This is a genomic window from Sphingobium sp. SCG-1 (assembly GCF_002953135.1).
Taxonomy (GTDB): Bacteria; Pseudomonadota; Alphaproteobacteria; order Sphingomonadales; family Sphingomonadaceae; genus Sphingobium.
In genome coordinates, this window is the sequence record NZ_CP026372.1 from 2,215,307 (window position 1) to 2,234,087 (window position 18,781).

At 60.6% G+C, this 18,781-nt stretch carries 11 protein-coding genes and 1 tRNA gene; 11 read left to right on the forward strand and 1 reads right to left on the reverse strand.

The features are described from left to right. Nucleotides 1-12 precede the first annotated feature (12 nt). The 3 genes from glgC to glgX are packed head-to-tail and all read left to right on the forward strand — an operon-like array spanning nucleotide 13 to nucleotide 4,585. Nucleotides 13-1,284, forward strand: a complete 1,272-nt coding sequence (gene glgC / locus C1T17_RS10180) for a glucose-1-phosphate adenylyltransferase (protein WP_104953350.1) — start codon at nucleotides 13-15, stop codon at nucleotides 1,282-1,284. After that, nucleotides 1,281-2,714: a glycogen synthase GlgA gene (glgA, locus tag C1T17_RS10185; protein WP_104953351.1), complete on the forward strand. Its 1,434-nt coding sequence runs from the start codon at nucleotides 1,281-1,283 to the stop codon at nucleotides 2,712-2,714. The genes glgC and glgA overlap by 4 nt, the downstream gene beginning before the upstream one ends. Beyond that, a complete protein-coding gene (glgX, locus tag C1T17_RS10190) occupies nucleotides 2,711-4,585 on the forward strand; it encodes a glycogen debranching protein GlgX (protein WP_104953352.1) in 1,875 nt (624 codons plus the stop codon). The genes glgA and glgX overlap by 4 nt, the downstream gene beginning before the upstream one ends. 61 nt (nucleotides 4,586-4,646) lie before the next feature. Here the strand turns inward: glgX and C1T17_RS10195 are convergent. Beyond that, nucleotides 4,647-4,723: transfer RNA gene (locus tag C1T17_RS10195), tRNA-Pro, on the reverse strand. Between the two features lie 202 nt (nucleotides 4,724-4,925). On the opposite strand from C1T17_RS10195, the gene thyA reads away from it, so the two are divergent. The 8 genes from thyA to glgB all read left to right on the forward strand — a co-directional run bounded on the left by thyA (nucleotide 4,926) and on the right by glgB (nucleotide 18,779). Beyond that, a complete protein-coding gene (thyA, locus tag C1T17_RS10200; RefSeq protein ID WP_104955139.1) occupies nucleotides 4,926-5,849 on the forward strand; it encodes a thymidylate synthase in 924 nt (307 codons plus the stop codon). A gap of 101 nt (nucleotides 5,850-5,950) precedes the next feature. Beyond that, a complete protein-coding gene (locus C1T17_RS10205) occupies nucleotides 5,951-7,249 on the forward strand; it encodes a 3-methyl-2-oxobutanoate dehydrogenase (2-methylpropanoyl-transferring) subunit alpha (protein WP_104953353.1) in 1,299 nt (432 codons plus the stop codon). Between the two features lie 32 nt (nucleotides 7,250-7,281). Beyond that, nucleotides 7,282-8,286, forward strand: a complete 1,005-nt coding sequence (locus C1T17_RS10210; protein ID WP_104953354.1) for an alpha-ketoacid dehydrogenase subunit beta — start codon at nucleotides 7,282-7,284, stop codon at nucleotides 8,284-8,286. A 5-nt stretch (nucleotides 8,287-8,291) separates the two neighbouring features. After that, on the forward strand, nucleotides 8,292-9,575 hold the full coding sequence (locus C1T17_RS10215; RefSeq protein ID WP_104953355.1) for a dihydrolipoamide acetyltransferase family protein: 1,284 nt from the start codon (nucleotides 8,292-8,294) through the stop codon (nucleotides 9,573-9,575). A 183-nt stretch (nucleotides 9,576-9,758) separates the two neighbouring features. After that, nucleotides 9,759-10,187 carry a DUF2934 domain-containing protein gene (locus C1T17_RS22120; RefSeq protein WP_104953356.1) on the forward strand — a complete coding sequence of 143 codons (429 nt, stop codon included), beginning with the start codon at nucleotides 9,759-9,761 and terminating at the stop codon, nucleotides 10,185-10,187. A gap of 125 nt (nucleotides 10,188-10,312) precedes the next feature. Continuing rightward, nucleotides 10,313-13,393, forward strand: coding sequence for an alpha-1,4-glucan--maltose-1-phosphate maltosyltransferase (locus C1T17_RS21675; protein ID WP_223262535.1), 3,081 nt, complete (start codon nucleotides 10,313-10,315; stop codon nucleotides 13,391-13,393). After that, the gene (gene treS, locus C1T17_RS10230; protein WP_104953357.1) at nucleotides 13,390-16,590 is read left to right on the forward strand and encodes a maltose alpha-D-glucosyltransferase; all 3,201 of its coding nucleotides are present in this window, start codon (nucleotides 13,390-13,392) and stop codon (nucleotides 16,588-16,590) included. Before C1T17_RS21675 ends, treS begins: the two co-directional genes overlap by 4 nt. Then, nucleotides 16,587-18,779: a 1,4-alpha-glucan branching protein GlgB gene (gene glgB / locus C1T17_RS10235; protein ID WP_223262536.1), complete on the forward strand. Its 2,193-nt coding sequence runs from the start codon at nucleotides 16,587-16,589 to the stop codon at nucleotides 18,777-18,779. The genes treS and glgB overlap by 4 nt, the downstream gene beginning before the upstream one ends. Nucleotides 18,780-18,781 lie beyond the last annotated feature (2 nt).

An 18,781-nucleotide genomic window follows, 5' to 3' on the forward strand; every position in this document is an offset into this window, starting at 1 on the left:
CAGGAGAGAACAATGGACAGGAGAACGCATCCGATCGCACGCGACGCCATGGCCTATGTGCTTGCCGGAGGTCGAGGAAGCCGCTTGGGCGAACTGACCGACATCCGCGCGAAGCCTGCCGTGCACTTCGGTGGCAAGGCACGCATCATCGACTTTGCGCTGTCGAATGCGCTCAACAGCGGTATCCGCCGAATAGGTGTTGCCACGCAGTACAAGGCCCATTCGCTGATCCGCCATTTGCAGCGCGGCTGGAACTTCTTCCGGACCGAGCGCAACGAAAGCTTCGACATATTGCCGGCTAGCCAGCGCGTTTCAGAGAGTCAGTGGTATGAGGGAACTGCCGACGCGGTGTTCCAGAACCTCGATATCATCGAAGCCTACGCGCCCGAATATATGGTCATCCTGGCGGGCGATCACATCTACAAGATGGACTATGAGCTGATGCTCCAGCAGCATGTGGACAGCGGCGCGGATGTGACGGTCGGTTGCCTGGAAGTACCGCGATCCGAAGCGAGCGGCTTTGGCGTGATGCATGTCGATGAGCATGACGTGATTACCGACTTCATCGAAAAGCCTGCTGATCCTCCCGCCATTCCGGGGCATCCGGATCGCGCGCTTGCTTCGATGGGCATCTACGTCTTCCGCACCAAGGTGCTGGCTGAGCATCTGCGTCGGGACGCCGACACGCCGGACAGCAAGCGTGACTTCGGCGGCGATATTGTTCCTTACATCGTCAGGCATGGGAAAGCCGTGGCACACCGCTTCGCGAGCAGCTGCGTCCGGGCGGAGAGTGAAGTTGAGGCATATTGGCGCGATGTCGGCACTATAGATGCCTATTGGCAGGCGAACATCGACCTAACTGATGTGGTGCCACCATTAGACATTTACGACCGCAGTTGGCCGCTATGGACCTACGCCGAAGTCACCGCGCCTGCCAAGTTCGTCCATGACGAGGAAGGACGTCGAGGTTCAGCCACATCGTCGCTTGTCGCAGGAGGCTGCATAGTTTCGGGATCATCGCTACATCGGAGCCTGTTGTTCACGGGGGTCCGCACGCACAGCTTCTCCTCGATCACCGAGAGCATCATCCTCCCCAACTGCGAAATAGGCCGCGGCGCACGGCTGCATAAATGTGTGCTGGATTCAGGCGTGCGTATTCCATCGGGACTGATCGTTGGAGAGCAACCCGACGATGATATGAAGCGATTTCGCCGCACGGAAAAGGGCATATGCCTCATCACGCAGGCGATGATCGAAGCGCTGCCAGACATGCGCGCCGCATGAGGGTTCTAAGCGTCGCGTCGGAAATTCAGCCGCTCGTCAAAACGGGCGGATTGGCCGATGTCGTCGGCGCACTGCCGCTGGCGCTTGCTGGCGAAGGGGTTGCGACGCGTACCTTGGTGCCGGGCTATCCGGAAGTGCTCGCCAAAATAGGCGCGACCGAAAAGCTTCACCATTATGATGATCTGCTTGGCCAACCCGCCACCTTAGTCTCCGCACATGCTCATGGCCTCGACCTGATCGTCCTCGACTCCCCTGCTTTCTTCGCACGGGAAGGTGGTCCCTATGACGATCGTGCAGGCAATGGCTGGCCCGATAACTGGCGTCGCTTCGCTGCCCTCTCACGAGCGGGGGCGGACATCGCCGCTGGGCTGATAGATGGCTGGTCCCCCGATCTGGTGCACGCGCATGATTGGCAGGCGGCGATGACATTGGCGTACATGCGGTTCGGCGCCGCGCACGCCGTGCCCAAGGTCATGACCATTCACAACCTTGCTTTTCAGGGATGGTTCGATGCGGGGATATTCAATGCTCTAGGGCTGCCAGCAGGCGCGTTCAGCGTGGATGGCGTCGAATATTATGGCGGTGTCGGCTTCCTGAAGGCAGGGTTGATCTCCGCCGATGCGATCACAACGGTCAGCCCCAGTTACGCTATGGAAATCCAGTCGCAAGCCGAAGGCATGGGCTTGGAGGGCCTGTTAAGCGGCCGGGCAGATCGACTGCATGGCATATTGAACGGGATCGACACGCAGGAATGGAATCCGGCGGACGATCGTCTGCTGGCGGCGACCTATTCGTCGGATAATATTGCTGGGCGTGTCGCGAACCGGAAGCGCATCGAGGAGAGCTTCGGACTCGATCCTGACGACAGTCCGTTGTTCATCGTCATCAGCCGTTTGACATGGCAGAAGGGTATGGACCTCCTCGCCGACGTCATCGACCATCTGGTTGCGCGCGGAGCAAAGCTGGCGGTGCTCGGATCAGGCGACCGCGCGCTCGAAGCCAGATTTCTGGCGGCGGGGGAGCGTAACAAAGGACGTGTCGCGGTGCGGATCGGTTATGACGAGCCGCTGTCTCACTTGATGCAGGGCGGCGGTGACGCCATCCTCATCCCATCGCGCTTCGAGCCCTGCGGCCTCACTCAGCTTTATGGCTTGCGCTACGGCTGCGTTCCCGTGGTGGCGCGCGTGGGCGGCTTGGCGGATACGCTGATCGACGCGAATGAAGCGGCGCTGGCTGCCGGCGTGGCGACCGGCATCCAGTTCGCGCCGCCGAATGCAGAGAGCCTGCTCAGCGCCATTGATCGCGCGGTCGTACTACATGCCGATCCCTCGCTATGGAAGTCGATGCAGCGGGCAGGCATGGCGGCGGACTTCTCGTGGAGCAAGAGCGCCGCCCGTTATGCCGCGCTGTATCGGTCACTGGCAAAATGAACCCTGCCGACCTTCCGACACTTGGCGCGCAAGTGCAGGACGGCGGCACGCGCTTTGCCGTCTGGTCGGCAGCGGATGCGGTATGGCTATGCCTGTTCGAGGAGGAGAGGGAAGTCCTGCGCCTGCCGATGGGGCGGCATGAGGGGGTATTCTCGCTCTTCGCGCCAGGGATCGGTGCAGGGACGCGATATGGATTTCGCGCTGATGGCCCCTATGATCCGGGCGCCGGCCTGTGGTTTGATCCCGACAAGCTGTTGCTCGACCCCTACGCGACGCGCATTGATCGGCCGTTCATGCATGATGCGCGGCTGATGGCGCGCCGGGGAGAGGGCGGTGACACGGCGTCTTTAGTGCCCAAAGGGATCGTGGAAGTTGCCCCTCCGGTAGTCCCACCCCGCGCGCCGCTATTCCAGCCGGGTGGTCTAATTTATGAACTTCAGGTGCGGTCCTTCACCATGCTGCATCCCGACGTTCCGGAGGAGGAGCGGGGAACGCTGAAGGCGCTGAAGCACTCCGCGATCATCGATCATCTGAAGCGGCTGCATGTCAGCGCGGTCGAATTGATGCCTGTCCATGCCTGGATCGACGAACGGCACTTGCCGCCGCTGGGCCTCAGCAACGCTTGGGGCTATAACCCAGTGAGCTTTTTTGCCCTCGACCCCCGCCTTGCTCCGGGCGGTTTAGCTGATCTGCGCGAGGCGACGGCGGCGCTGCACGATGCTGGGATCGGCGTGATCCTCGACATGGTCTATAATCATGACGGTGAAAGTGATGCATTGGGCACGACCTTGTCGCTTCGCGGCCTGGATGCGCGCAGCTACTTCCGTCATGCCGCTGATGGGCAACTGATTAACGACACCGGCACTGGCAACAGCATCGATTGCAATCATCCGGTCAGCCGTCGGATGATATGCGATTCCATGCGTCACCTTGTCCGTCATGTTGGTGTGGACGGCTTCCGCTTCGATCTGGCTCCCGCGTTAGGCAGGCTGCCAGATGGCTTCAGCGCCAACGCGCCGTTGCTGAAAGAAATGGCACAAGATCCAATCCTGTCCGACCGCATCATGATCGCTGAGCCGTGGGATATCGGCCCAGGCGGCTATCAGCTTGGATCGTTCGGCGAGGGGTGGCTGGAGTGGAACGACCGGTATCGCGACGACGTGCGGCGCTTTTGGCGAGGCGACCCGCATATGCTGGGCGCGCTTGCCACACGACTGGCCGGATCGAGCGACGTCTTCGCGGGTGCGCATACCCGCACCGTCAACATCCTGGCGTCGCACGATGGCTTCAGCCTTGCCGACCTGACCGCCTATGAGGAGCGTCACAACCATGCCAATGGCGAGGATAATCGTGACGGGCATGGCGACAATTTCAGCTGGAATAACGGCGTCGAAGGCGCTTCGGATGATCCGGAGGTGGTGAACAACCGGCGTGCCGATATCAAGGCAATGCTCTCCACGCTATTCCTCTCGCGCGGCACGATCATGCTGACGGCGGGGGACGAGTTTGGACGGACGCAGCAGGGCAACAACAATGCCTATGCGCAGGACAACGCGATCACCTGGCTCGATTGGGAAGGGCGCGACCGCGAGATCGAGGAACATTGCGTTGTCCTCTCCGCAATTCGCGCAACATCGCGTGCGCTGATGGATATCCGACTGCTGGACGAGCACGGCATTAGCTGGCTGAACGCCGAGGGCCACCCCATGACGGTGCATGATTGGGAATCAGCGGCAGGGCAGGCGCTCGCATTTCGGTTGCTGCCCGAAGGCCCATTGGTGTGCATCAACCGCAGCCGGGAAGAGGTGACTTTCCGGATCGAGGATCACGTGATCCCCGTGCGCCCCCGCAGTGTGGAAGTGATCGCGTGACAGAAGCAAAAACCCCCGCGCCGGTTAGCGCGAGGGTATTGCATCTTACGAAGCGAATAAGTGGTCGGGGAAAGAGGATTCGAACCTCCGGCCCCTGCCTCCCGAAGACAGTGCTCTACCAGGCTGAGCTATTCCCCGACCGGAGCGGAACCGCGTGTCCTGCGATCCCGACAAGGCAGGCGGCGGTCTATAGTTTGGGGTTTCGCCCGTGGCAAGCGGCGCGTGCGGCATTTTTGCCAGCAGCCGATGAGTGTCCGGAGCGCACAGCCGGTTGGATCGCGCGCGCCTCTGCGATACACCGGCGGGAAGACTCCAAGGACTGAAGGTCGCGATTTCGCCTATGCCGCACTATGAACAACAATATCTGGATCTGATGCGTCAGATATGGACGTCCGGGGACGAGCGGGTCGACCGCACCGGCGTAGGTACGCGATCCATCTTCGGGGCTACAATGCGGTTCAGCCTGGCCGATGACGCGATACCGCTGCTGACGACAAAGCGGGTGTATTGGAAGGTCGCGGCGCGGGAGATGCTCTGGTTTCTGACCGGCGAGACGAACATCCGCCCCCTCGTAGAGCAGGGCGTGCATATCTGGACCGACTGGCCGCTAGACAAATATCGGAAGGCAACGGGGGAAGAGATCGATCGTGATGCGTTCGAAGCCCGGATCATCGCCGACGATGCTTTCGCCGCGCAATGGGGCGACCTTGGTCCTGTTTATGGTGCGCAGTGGACGAACTGGCCACGATATGAGGCGACTAGCGACGGGCTGTATCGGCGGATGGCGCAGGGCCATAATCAAATTGCGGAACTGGTCGAAGCGATTCGAAAGACGCCAGGATCGCGGCGGCTGTTGTTCACGGGATGGAATGTGGCCGATGTGCCCGACATGGCGCTTCCACCCTGTCATATGACGTACCAGTTTCATGTCGCGAACGGGAAGCTGTCGGGATTGCTGTTTCAGCGCAGTTGCGACCTAGGCCTTGGTTTCGCGTTCAACATCTTCGGGCTGGCGCTGCTCACGCGGATGCTGGCGCAGCAATGCAATCTGGAACCGGGCGAGGTCGTGTGGAGCGGTGGGGACGTGCATCTGTACCTGAACCATCGGGAACTGGTCGAAGTGCAGCTTGCCCGAATCCCCAGCGGAACACCGAAGCTACGGATCGTCCGAAGTCCAACGAGCATGTTCGACTATCGGATCGAGGACTTCGAGGTATTCGACTATGCACCGCAGGCTTCTATAGCTGCTCCGGTGGCGGTCTAACGCTTTTTAGGTCAGTAGCACTTGCCTTTTTCAAAGTGGGTAATAATATAGCGCCATAGAGCAACAATATTACGCCGCAGCATGCGGCGCTTGGAGCAGCGATGAACGACCAGCGCGATGGCCAATCAAGCGACCCTGCAACAATGGGGCGCAATCTTCAGCCGCTCACCTTGCATGTTCCCGAGCCGCGTTTTCGTCCTGGTGACGTTGCCGATTTCAGCGATATAGACGTTCCTGCTGCCGGTTCGACGCCGCTGCCGGACGAAACGGCGCCGGCCGCCTCAATGCGCGACATGGCCTATGGCCTCGTTCGCGTGCTGGATGAGTCGGCAACGGCAGTCGGTCCGTGGAACCCCAATCTGGATGCGGCCACGCTACTTAAAATGCTGCGATCCATGGCTCTGACGCGCGCGTTCGATGAACGCATGTTCCGCGCGCAGCGGCAGGGCAAGACCAGCTTCTACATGAAATGCACGGGCGAAGAGGCGGTTGCGGTCGCCGCAGCGCAAGCGCTCGCGAGCGACGATATGTGCTTCCCAAGTTATCGCCAGCAGGGGCTTCTGATTGCGCGCGACTGGTCGCTGGTCGACATGATGAACCAGATCTATTCCAATCGCGCCGATCGCATGAAGGGGCGACAGTTGCCGATCATGTATTCGGTGCGGGAGGCCGGGTTCTTTTCGATATCGGGGAATCTAACGACGCAATGGCCGCAGGCGGTGGGCTGGGCGATGGCGAGCGCAGCGCGGGGCGACACGCGGATTGCTGCAACATGGTGCGGCGAGGGCTCGACGGCGGAGGGGGACTTCCATTCGGCCTGCACTTTCGCCAGCGTCTATCGCGCGCCGGTGATCCTCAACATCGTCAACAATCAGTGGGCGATCAGCAGCTTTTCCGGCTTTGCGGGCGGCGAGAACACGACGTTCGCAGCGCGGGGCGTTGGTTATGGCATTGCCAGCCTTCGCGTGGACGGGAACGACGCGCTGGCCGTCTATGCCGCGACGCGCTGGGCAGCGGACCGGGCACGCAGCAATGCGGGGCCTACGCTGATCGAGCATTTCACTTATCGCGCGGAAGGGCACAGCACATCCGATGATCCCGGCCAATATCGCTCCGCCGACGAAGGCAGCGCATGGCCGCTCGGCGATCCGATTGCGCGGTTGAAGGCCCATGTGATCGGCCTTGGCATCTGGGATGAGGATCGCCATGCCGCGATGGACCTGGAACTTGCCAATCTGGTGAAGGACGCGGCACGAGAAGCGGAGAAGAACGGTATTCTCGGCCACGGTATGCATCAGCCATTCGAGACAATGTTCGAGGAAGTGTTCGAGGAGATGCCCTGGCACTTGAAGGAGCAACTCGACATGGCGCTGAGCGAGAAGAAGGCGGCCGGGCTGTGAGCGAAAACAGGACTGAGGCTGCTACCACGCAGATGAACATGATCCAGGCGATTAATAGCGCGCTGGACGTGATGATGGATCGCGATCCCCATGTGGTCGTCATGGGCGAGGACGTCGGCTATTTTGGCGGCGTTTTCCGTGCGACGGCGGGCCTTCAGAAGAAGTACGGCAAGAACCGCGTGTTCGATACGCCTATTACCGAATGTGGGATCATCGGTGTTGCGGTCGGCATGGGGGCCTATGGCCTTCGCCCAGTGCCGGAAATCCAGTTTGCCGACTACATTTATCCCGCTCTCGACCAGCTTGTGTCGGAGGCGGCGCGGTTGCGCTATCGTTCGGCGGGCGAGTTTATCGCGCCGATGACGGTTCGCTCGCCCTTTGGCGGAGGCATATTTGGCGGGCAGACGCACAGTCAGTCGCCCGAAGGCATTTTCACTCACGTCTCCGGCATCAAGACGGTGATCCCGGCCACCCCCTACGACGCCAAAGGGCTGCTGATCGCCGCGATCGAGGATAATGATCCGACGATCTTTTTCGAACCCAAGCGCATTTATAACGGTCCGTTCGACGGACATTATGACCGGCCTTCTCGCAATTGGGGCGGCCATGCCGATGCGCAGGTTCCCGAAGGCTACTATAAGATCCCGCTCGGCAAGGCGCGCATCGCGCGGGCAGGGGAGGCGCTGACGATCCTTTGCTACGGGACTATGGTGCATGTAGTCGCCAGCACCGTAGAGGAGATGGGTGTAGATGCGGAGATTATCGACCTCCGCACGCTGGTGCCGTTGGACATCGAGGCGATAGAAGCGTCGGTGAAGAAGACGGGCCACTGCCTGATCGTGCATGAAGCGACGCGCACCAGCGGCTTCGGCGCGGAGCTCTCCGCGCTGGTGCAGGAGCGGTGCTTCTATCATCTGGAAGCACCGATCGAGCGGGTGACGGGCTTCGACACGCCCTATCCGCACAGCCTTGAATGGGCCTATTTTCCCGGGCCGATCCGCATCCGCGACGCAATCAACAAGATCCTGAAGGACTGACCGGCATGGCACGCTTCACATTCACGCTTCCCGACATCGGTGAAGGCATTTCGGAAGCCGAGATCGTCGCCTGGCATGTCAAGATCGGTGATCGGGTCGAAGAAGATCAGGGCTTGGCCGACATGATGACGGACAAGGCGACGGTAGAACTGGAATCGCCGGTAGCCGGTACGGTCGTCGAGCTGGCAGGCGAACCGGGCGATCAGGTGTCGATCGGGGCGATGCTGGTCGTTATCGAAACGGAGGCGGAAGTTGAAGCCGCCGCATCGGTCGAGAGCATCAAGGAACCCGTCGTCGAGGCCGAAAACCCCGGCGTTGAGGAGGTGGCATCAGCGGCCACTGGCACTGCACCGGCCGAGGACGTTCAACCGGCTGGCGAGCCTGCGCCGCAGCCAATCGAACATGTGGTTGCGCAAGAGGCAAAGGCGGAGCAGGTTCTCGCGTCCCCCGCCGTTCGCGCCCGCGCCAAGGAACTTGGTGTCGACCTCGCCCAAGTCCGCACCACTGCGGAACGCATCCGCCACAGCGATCTCGATGCTTTCCTGCTGTACGGCCAAGGCCAAGGGTATCGCCCCGCAGGCGCATCACGCAAGCGCCCCGATGAATCCGTGAAGGTAATCGGTATGCGCCGCCGCATCGCCGAAAATATGGCGGCGTCAAAACGCCACATCCCGCATTTCACTTATGTCGAAGAAATCGACGTCACCGCGCTGGAGGCTATGCGTGGCGACCTTAATGCCAATCGCGGTGACCGGCCGAAGCTGACTCTGCTTCCGCTTATCATCGTTGCCGTATGCAAGGCGATCCCGGACTTCCCGATGATTAATGCCCGTTACGATGACGAGGCAGGCGTCGTGACACGGCACGGGTCAGTGCATCTGGGCATGGCGACGCAGACCGATGCGGGATTGATGGTGCCGGTCATCCGCGACGCGCAGGATCGCAACGTGTGGCAACTCGCCAGCGAAATCCGTCGCCTGTCCGAAGCGGCGCGGAGCGGCAAGGCGAGATCGGAGGAACTCTCCGGCTCTACGTTGACGCTGACCTCGCTCGGCCCGCTCGGCGGAATCGCGACGACGCCGGTCATCAACCGGCCGGAGGTGGCGATCATCGGTCCCAACCGCGTGATCGAGCGCCCGGTGATCCGTGACGGAGAAATTGCCGTCGCCAAGCTCATGAACCTGTCGATCAGTTGCGACCATCGCGTTGTGGATGGATGGGACGCGGCAAGCTATGTCCAGGCACTGCGCAGGTTGCTTGAAACTCCGGTACTGCTGTTCGATCAGTAGGACGGGTTTACGGCCCGGAAGCGGAGCATAGCGATCGAGGAGCTAAAGAGGCGCGACGCAACGTTCCCGATTCCTTAAACATGTTAGCTGCTGCGGAGCAAAATCGCTCTACATGCATTATCGCTGTTGGCTGGTCCTAGGGGTCCTGGCCTTCAGTTTCATGTTTGTTGGCAGGAGCGGCGGATGGCGCAAGATCGAGATCACAAAATTCGTGAGAGGGCACACGCAATTTGGCTCGAGGAAGGTTCGCCGTCCGGTCGTCATGAAGAGCACTGGGAACAGGCGCGGCGTGAGGTCGAAGGCGGCGATGCTCCTGCAACAACGAAGGCGGCAAAAGCGCCCAGAGCTAAATCCGTAAAATCTGCGCCCAAGACGGCATCATCCAAGCCCGCAGGTGGCAAGCAACCGGCCTCGCCATCGGCCGACACGAAGCAGGATGTATCGGATTCCGACTCGTCACCGCCGGAGGCTGCGAAGGCAGACGCTTCGAGCGATGGAAAGGCTTCGGACTCAGCCGGCCCGAAAAAGCGGGGCCGCCCGGCGAAATCTTCTGCTGACCAAAAGCCGGCACGCGCAGCCGCCCGGACGCTTCAAATCAAGACGGCGACCTGAACGTCTGATTGCTCGGTCATCATCGCTGCGGGCTTAAAACATGACGAGCTACCGCAGGGTGTGGCTCAGCTATATTGATGTGGCACGCTCCGATCTCACCTTCCACCATTGCATAGGTTAGATCATTGCAATCTCCCTTCATCAGCCTGATCTCTGTTCGCACGCATCAGTTGGCATCGGCGGTCGACAGCCCGCTGATGCACAAGGCCTATGGCGTGATCTGGTCACCGGACGAGCCGCTTTTCGGCTTGCGGCAAGAGGATGTCGGCTATTTCTTGGGCTTCGACGCGGCGTCCAATCTTAGGAAAATGGTCGAGATCGATCTTGCCCGCTTTCCCGTCACGGACGCGCTGGTTCAAGATCATCCCGACCTGTTTGCGATCCGCCGCTCCGCGTCCGGTGCGCAGCCTGTAGATCCACGCAAGATCATGCCCGCATCCGGTGAAGCGTTGGCACGATTGCGGTCGCCTGCCGCTATGGTGCTCTGCGATCCGATGGCCGAGCGACTATGCGCACTGGTGAACAAGGGCGTTTCGGGATTTTACTTGAGGAATGCCGGGAGGATTGGTCCGGCATTTATCGCAGCGCTGATTAAGCGGGTTCAGGAAAAATCCAGTCACCATGGCATACAGTTCATGGTCGACGTGGCAGGTCTGGGAGTCACCGGCGCTGGGGCGTTTGCCGATGCGGGGGTGGACTTCGGCCTTATCCCTGTGGAACGCGATTTGCGGGCGCTAAATACTTTCAATAGTCATGGCGCATCGCACGTCATTGGGCGGATATCTGACGTCGCCGATATGAGCAGCCTACGGATGAATATCGCGGCTGCCTCTATTCTCCACAACGGAGTAATTCTTCCCTTCGATATTTTGATGCGTGGCGCAGATGCCGGGCAAGTCGTGTTTCAAGCACTTGAAGCAGCGCGAGGCGCCGCCGGTTTCCAGGGTGAGGTTCGGCGGCTGACCGGCTCGGGGTCCAATGTAATCGCCGTCCTGCGGAGTGACACGCCCGATGTTCGACATGCCAAAGAAGCCGTTCTCCTCCTCATGAACCCATCCAAGGACATGGAGCAGCATCCCGATCCGGCCGCCCTGCTGTCGGCCACGGGGGCTGATTTCGAACCTTTTCACCTGGTCGAGGGACCAGACGATCAGGACGGATTCTCCGCTCTGTCTGCTGGCGAAGTACGGCTTCTGCAAGCCCGACGCGCAGCGCCGGTTATCGTTAAGGGTATGGCAGATAGCGATCCTTCCGCCGCCGCCTCCAGCGACCGGCTGGTGCTCGAAAAAATCATCCCCTCGGTCGAAGGCGGCGACTTTGCGGTCAAGCGCGTGGTGGGGGAGCAGGTCCGTGTGGAAGCCACCCTGTTTGCCGATGGGCACGAACAACTAGGCGCGGAATTGCAATGGCGCGCGTGTGACCAAGCACAATGGCAGCGGGCACGCATGGAGCAACTGCCGAATGATCTATGGCGCGCGGAGTTTCCGCTTCTCCGGATGGGCGGACACGAATTTGTCGTAGAAGGCTGGCTCGATCGCTTTGGGGGCTTCTGTCGCGACTTTGCCAAGAAGCTGGATGCCAAAGTGGCGCAGCCAGTGGATTTCGCCGAGGGCCGCGTACTCGTGGAACGCGCTCTCGATCGCGCGGAGGGAACAGCGCGTGACAGCCTGGTCCAATTCCTCGCGCGGTTGGATGAGGCAGGCAGTGGAGACAGTGCAGCCGCTATTCTGCTGTCGCCGGAACTGGCGGCTCTGATGGATAGCCTGGACGAGCGGCCGCATCGTATCCGGTCAGAGCCGCAGCGCGTCGATGCAGAGCGTCTCGCGGCACGGTTTTCAAGCTGGTACGAGCTTTTCCCCCGCTCTCAAACGAACGACGCCGCCCGGCACGGGACATTTGCGGACGTCATCGGTCGCCTGCCTGCGATCCGCGAGATGGGCTTCGATACGCTCTATTTCCCGCCCATTCACCCGATCGGAAAAACCAATCGCAAGGGGCCGAACAACAGCCTGACGCCCGGTCCGAACGATCCCGGAAGCCCCTATGCAATCGGAGCGCCCGAAGGTGGGCATGACGCAATCCATCCGGAACTGGGACGCTTTGAGGATTTCGCGCGCCTCATCGCGGCAGCGCGCGATCATGGACTGGAAATCGCGCTGGATTTTGCCATCCAGTGTTCGCCCGATCACCCCTGGCTGCGCGAGCATCCCGGCTGGTTTGCATGGCGTCCCGATGGCTCGATGAAATATGCGGAGAACCCGCCGAAGAAATATCAGGATATCGTCAATGTCGATTTCTATGGGCCCGATGCGGTTCCAGATTTGTGGTTGGCACTACGCGATGTCGTGCTGTTCTGGATCGGTCATGGCGTAAAGACGTTCCGCGTCGATAATCCGCATACAAAGCCGCTGCCGTTCTGGGAATGGATGATCGCAGAAGTTCGTAGTCAGCACCCCGACGCGATCTTCCTCGCCGAGGCTTTTACGCGGCCTGCCATGATGTACCGGCTGGCGAAGATCGGATTCTCGCAGTCGTACACCTATTTCACGTGGCGCGATGAAAAGGCGGAGCTTGTTGAATATGTCACCGAGCTGATCACGACCGAGCCGAAGGAATTCTACCGCCCGCACTTCTTCGTCAATACGCCGGACATCAATCCGCCTTTCCTGCAAACATCCGGTCGTCCCGGTTTTCGCATCAGGGCAGTTCTTGCCGCGACACTCTCGGGCTTATTCGGCGTATATTCGGGCTTCGAATTGTGCGAGGCTGCGCCCGTTCCCGGCAAGGAAGAATATCTCGATTCCGAGAAGTACGAGATCAGGCCGCGCGACTGGAATGCGCCTGGCAACATCATCGCCGATATTGCCTTGCTGAATCGCTTGCGCCGTTCCGAACCGGCATTGCAAACGCACCTGAATACGCGCTTTCAAGTCGTCCATAACGACCGCATTATTTACTACGCCAAGCCCGCCTCTGACGGCAGCGACATGATCCTCGTCATGGTCAGTCTCGATCCGCATCATCGGCAGGAGGGCACCTTCGAAATACCATTGTGGGAATTCGGCTTGCCCGACGATGGCAATGTCGCTGTCGAGGATCTCGCGGAGGGGCATCGTTTCCGCTGGTACGGGAAGGCGCAGCACATCCGGCTCGACCCCGAACAGCCTTACCGCATCTGGCGCATCGCGCCGGGAGAACGAACATGAGCCTGCCGCCGCCCGATCCGCTCTGGTACAAGGATGCGGTCATCTATCAGGTGCACGTCAAATCGTTCTTCGATTCCAATAATGACGGGATCGGCGATTTTGCAGGGCTGATAGAGCGACTGGACTACATCGCCGATCTGGGCGTGACGGTGATCTGGCTGCTGCCGTTCTATCCGTCTCCGCGCCGCGACGATGGATATGATATTGCCGAATATCGGGAAGTCAGCCCTGATTACGGCACGATGGAAGACGTGCGCGCTTTCATCGACGCAGCGCACCAACATGGCATCCGCGTCATCACCGAACTCGTCATCAATCACACGTCGGACCAGCATCCCTGGTTCCAGGCCGCTCGCAAGGCGCCGCCCGGATCGCCGGAGCGTGATTTCTACGTCTGGTCGGATAACGACAAGCTGTATTCGGGCACGCGCATCATCTTCCTAGACACCGAGAAGTCCAACTGGACTTGGGATGAGGAGGCAGGGGCGTATTTCTGGCACCGCTTCTATTCGCATCAACCCGATCTCAACTTCGACAACCCCCGCGTTCTGGAGGAAGTCCTGTCGGTCATGCATTTTTGGCTGGACGCGGGAATCGACGGACTGCGACTTGACGCGATCCCTTATCTGATCGAGCGGGACGGCACGTCGAACGAAAACCTGCCGGAAACGCATGAGGTTCTGAAGAAAATTCGGGCCGATCTGGATGCACATTATCCCGACCGGATGCTGCTTGCCGAGGCGAACATGTGGCCGGAGGATACGCAGCAATATTTCGGCGAGAATGGCGACGAATGTCACATGGCGTTCCACTTCCCGCTGATGCCGCGCATGTACATGGCGGTTGCGCAGGAAGACCGCTTCCCGATCACCGACATCATGCGCCAGACGCCGGACATTCCAGAGAATTGCCAGTGGGCGATCTTCCTGCGCAACCATGACGAACTCACACTCGAAATGGTCACGGATGCCGAGCGGGATTATCTGTGGAACACCTACGCGGCGGACAAGCGCGCGCGGATCAACCTCGGTATTCGTAGGCGTCTTGCGCCGCTGATGGAGCGGGACCGGCGGCGCATCGAACTGATGAACGCGTTGCTGCTGACGATGCCGGGCACGCCGGTTCTCTATTATGGCGACGAAATCGGCATGGGCGATAACGTCTATCTCGGCGACCGCGATGGCGTGCGGACGCCGATGCAGTGGTCATCGGATCGCAATGGCGGCTTCTCGCGCGCCGATCCTGCGTCGCTCACGCTGCCTCCGATCATGGACCCGCTCTACGGCTTTCAGGCCGTGAACGTGGAGGCGCAAAGCCGCGATCAACATTCGCTGCTGAATTGGTTGAAGCGGATGCTGGCCGTGCGGCGCGGCAAGCAGGCATTCGGAAGGGGAACGCAACGCTTCCTGCGACCTGCCAACCGCAAAATCTTGGCATACCTGCGTGAGTTTCAGGATGAGGTCGTGCTCTGCGTGGCGAACCTCAGTCGTACCGCGCAGGCCGTGGAACTCGACCTGCACGAATTTGCAGGGCGGACGTTGGTGGAGATGTCGGGGGGGGCGGCATTCCCGGCGGTGGGGCAGTTGCCCTATCTGCTGACATTGCCGCCCTACGGCTTCCTGTGGTTCAGCCTGTCCGCCGAAGACGCGGCCCCCGATTGGGCGAGCGCCGCCCCGCCTGCGGAAGCGGAGCGCTTCACCTTCGTCCTGCGTCCTGAACTGGCAGACGTCACGGCGGGCCGCAATGGGCAGGTGTTGCAAGGCGACATTCTGCCCAGCTATATCGCGCAACGCCGCTGGTTCGGGGCTAAGGACGAGACTATTCACAACGTCCAGATCGCACGCTCGGTAGCATTGCCTGAAGTCGAAGACCTGATCCTGATGCTGGTGGATGTGACCACTGACAATGGCACGGCCACATATACACTTCCGCTGGGAATCGCGTGGGAAGGGGAGTTGCAAGGCCCGTTCGCGTCGAACCTCGCCCTGGGCCGCGTGCGTCGTGGACGCCATGTCGGCCTTCTGACCGACGGATTTACCGTCGCCAGCTTTGCCGCAGCGGTGATTGGCGCGATCGGTCGGGAAACGCGCATCGCGACAGATGGTGGAGAGATCAGTTTCAGCGCGACGCCTGATCTCGATATCGGCCCTGACGCCGCACCGGAATGGCTGGGCGCCGAGCAGTCGAACAGCACGATGGTGCTGGGCGAGCGGGCCGTTCTGAAATTGCTCCGGAAAGTGCAGCCGGGCATCCATCCGGACGCAGAGATGGTGCGCTACCTGACGGCAGGCGGCTTCGAAAATGTTCCGGCGATCCTTGGCGAGGTATGGCTCAACACCGGCGACGCGCAGACTCTGCTGATGCTCGTCCAGCGGTTCGTCCACAATCAAGGCGACGGCTGGGGGTGGACATTGGGAATGCTGGAGCGGATCGCCACGGACGAGGAGTGGAGCGTTTCCAATTACGAGAACTTCGCGTGCAGCTTTGGCCGCCGACTGGCTGAAATGCACGGCGTATTGGAACGACCGACCGAAGACCCTGCTTTTGCACCGGAAAGCCTTACGTCTGAACATGCGGATGCGCTGACGGGCCGGATTGAGGCGCAGCTGGACGCGGCACTAAGGGCGTTGGAAAACGCAGATTTGAAAGACGAAAGCGACCGCACACTCGCGACGTTCCTGCGGGACAACAGGCAGAACATCGTGAGCGAAATTCATAAAGTCGTTCACGCGGCGGAGGGTCATACACGCATCCGTATCCATGGTGACCTACACTTGGGGCAAGTGCTGGTAACCGGCAGTGACGTGATGCTGATCGACTTCGAAGGCGAGCCAGTCAAGCCCCTGACCGAGCGCCGGTCGAAGGATATCGCCTTCCGTGACGTAGCGGGTGTGCTGCGATCCTTCGACTATGCAGCCGCCGTCGCTGAACGCAACCGCCCGGCATTGGGTGATGCAGAAGAGGTACGCACTGACGAACGTTACGCGGCCTTCCGGGAAAGCGCGTCGGCGGCATTTCTGGACGGCTATTTCGGCGATCGGGCGGATCGGAACCAGCCACTGCTCGATCTCTTCCTTCTGGAAAAGGCGGCCTACGAAGTTGTGTACGAAGCCTCCAATCGCCCCGACTGGATTGCCGTGCCGATTGGCGGCCTAGCCCGCGCAGCCAAACGCCTGATGAAAATGAACCAGTCGTGAGCGTGCAAGATGACCTGCTGAGCGCCGCATCGGCGCTGTTGGAAGGGCGGCTGAACGATCCGTTTGCGCTGCTCGGCCCGCATGGCGAAGGAGCGGACCGCGTCGTCCGCACGTATCAACCCGGTGCGACATCCGTCGAAGTCCTGGCGCGCGATGATCGGCGCCATCTTGCGACATTGAGCGAGAATGCGGGTGGGCTGTTCTCAGGGTCATTACCGACCGACGCAGCCTATTTCTTCCGCGTGACGTGGCCGGACGGAGAGGTTCAGGAAACCGAAGATCCCTACAGCTTCGGCCTCATCATCGGCGATCTCGACCTCTATCTGTTCAACGAAGGGCGGCACTGGGAACTGGCGCATGTATTCGGTGCGCAACCACGCCGCATGGATGACGTCGATGGCGTCGCCTTTTCCGTATGGGCGCCTAATGCGCGCCGCGTCTCGGTGGTGGGCGAGTTCAACAACTGGGATGGTCGCCGCCACCCTATGCGCCTGCGGCAGGGCGCGGGAGTATGGGAATTGTTCGTGCCGCGTATCGGCGTGGGCACGGTCTACAAGTTCGAGATTGCCGGTGCGGACGGCAGCATCTTGCAAAAGGCCGATCCCGTCGCCCGGCATACCGAAGCGCCTCCGTCGACAGGGTCGATAGTCGCTCCGCTGCCGAAGTTCCGTTGGACAGACGCCGACTGGATGGAAGATCGCGCATTCAGCCAGCGTCCCGATGCGCCGATGTCGATCTACGAAGTGCACGTAGGATCATGGCTGCGTCCTAGCGATGATCCGGACGGCACGCTCTGCTGGCCCGATCTGATTGAACGGCTTATCCCTTATGTTGCGGAAATGGGCTTCACGCATGTCGAATTGATGCCGATCATGGAGCATCCCTTCGGCGGTTCTTGGGGTTACCAGCCGCTCTCGCAATTTGCGCCGTCCGCCCGCTACGGAAAGCCGGAAGATTTCGCCGCTTTCGTCGATGCCTGTCACCGCTCCGGCATCGGCGTCATCCTCGATTGGGTGCCCGCGCATTTTCCGACCGATGCGCATGGCCTCGCCCATTTCGACGGGACTCACCTCTACGAGCATGGCGATCCACGCGAAGGTTTTCATCAAGACTGGAATACGCTGATCTACAACCTCGGTCGCCGGGAGGTCGCCGGGTTCCTGCTCGCCTCGGCCTTCTGGTGGCTGGAGACGTTCCATGTCGATGGCCTGCGCGTCGATGCCGTCGCGTCGATGCTGTATCGGGATTACAGCCGTAACGCGGGCGAGTGGGTGCCCAATCAATATGGCGGCCGCGAAAATCTGGAATCCGTCGATTTCCTGAAGCGGATGAACAGCGTCATTGCCGAGCGTTGCCCCGGCGCAATCACTCTGGCGGAAGAATCGACGGCGTGGCCCGGCGTGTCCGCGCCTGTCTCTCAAGGCGGCCTTGGCTTCACCTACAAGTGGAACATGGGCTGGATGCACGACACGCTGCATTATGTGGAGCGCGACCCTCTCTATCGTGGCTGGCATCATGGCGAACTGACTTTCGGTCTCGTCTATGCTTTTTCGGAGAAGTTCGTCCTCCCGTTGAGCCATGATGAGGTGGTGCACGGCAAGGGATCGCTGATCCGCAAAATGCCGGGCGATAGTTGGCGCAAGTTCGCCAATTTACGTGCCTATTTCAGCTTCATGTGGACGCATCCGGGCAAGAAGCTGATCTTCATGGGTGGAGAAATAGCGCAAGACCGCGAGTGGAATCATGACGCGCAGGTGGATTGGGAATTGCTCGACCAGCCAGCCAATGCGCAGGTGCAGCGCCTCGTTCGCGATCTCAATCATGTCTACGCCACCGAGCCTGCTCTCCACAGGCGCGATGCCGATCCTCGTGGCTTCCAATGGATCGTTAGCAGCGACAACGCCAACAGTGTGTTCGTCTATGCGCGGTTCGGCGACGACGGCGACCCACCTGTCGTGGTCCTGCTGAACATGACCCCGACGCCACAAAGCGACTACCGCATCGGCCTGCCCAAAGCGGGACGGTGGCGGGAAATCCTCAATAGCGACGCGGAAATATATGGCGGCAGTAATGTTGGGAACGGTGGGGAGGTTATAGCCGTTATGACGCCATCGCACGACCAGCCTGCGTCCGCTGCGGTGACTTTGCCCCCATTAGCCGCGGTCCTGCTGCGCTTCGAAGGAAGTTGATC

Coding starts and splice junctions, on each gene's coding strand:
- C1T17_RS10210 (WP_104953354.1), top strand. CDS start 7,282: ATGAACATGATCCAGGCGATTAATAGCGCGCTGGACGTGATGATGGAT.
- C1T17_RS22120 (WP_104953356.1), top strand. CDS start 9,759: ATGGCGCAAGATCGAGATCACAAAATTCGTGAGAGGGCACACGCAATT.
- C1T17_RS10205 (WP_104953353.1), top strand. CDS start 5,951: ATGAACGACCAGCGCGATGGCCAATCAAGCGACCCTGCAACAATGGGG.
- glgC (WP_104953350.1), top strand. CDS start 13: ATGGACAGGAGAACGCATCCGATCGCACGCGACGCCATGGCCTATGTG.
- thyA (WP_104955139.1), top strand. CDS start 4,926: ATGCCGCACTATGAACAACAATATCTGGATCTGATGCGTCAGATATGG.
- C1T17_RS10215 (WP_104953355.1), top strand. CDS start 8,292: ATGGCACGCTTCACATTCACGCTTCCCGACATCGGTGAAGGCATTTCG.
- glgX (WP_104953352.1), top strand. CDS start 2,711: ATGAACCCTGCCGACCTTCCGACACTTGGCGCGCAAGTGCAGGACGGC.
- glgA (WP_104953351.1), top strand. CDS start 1,281: ATGAGGGTTCTAAGCGTCGCGTCGGAAATTCAGCCGCTCGTCAAAACG.
- treS (WP_104953357.1), top strand. CDS start 13,390: ATGAGCCTGCCGCCGCCCGATCCGCTCTGGTACAAGGATGCGGTCATC.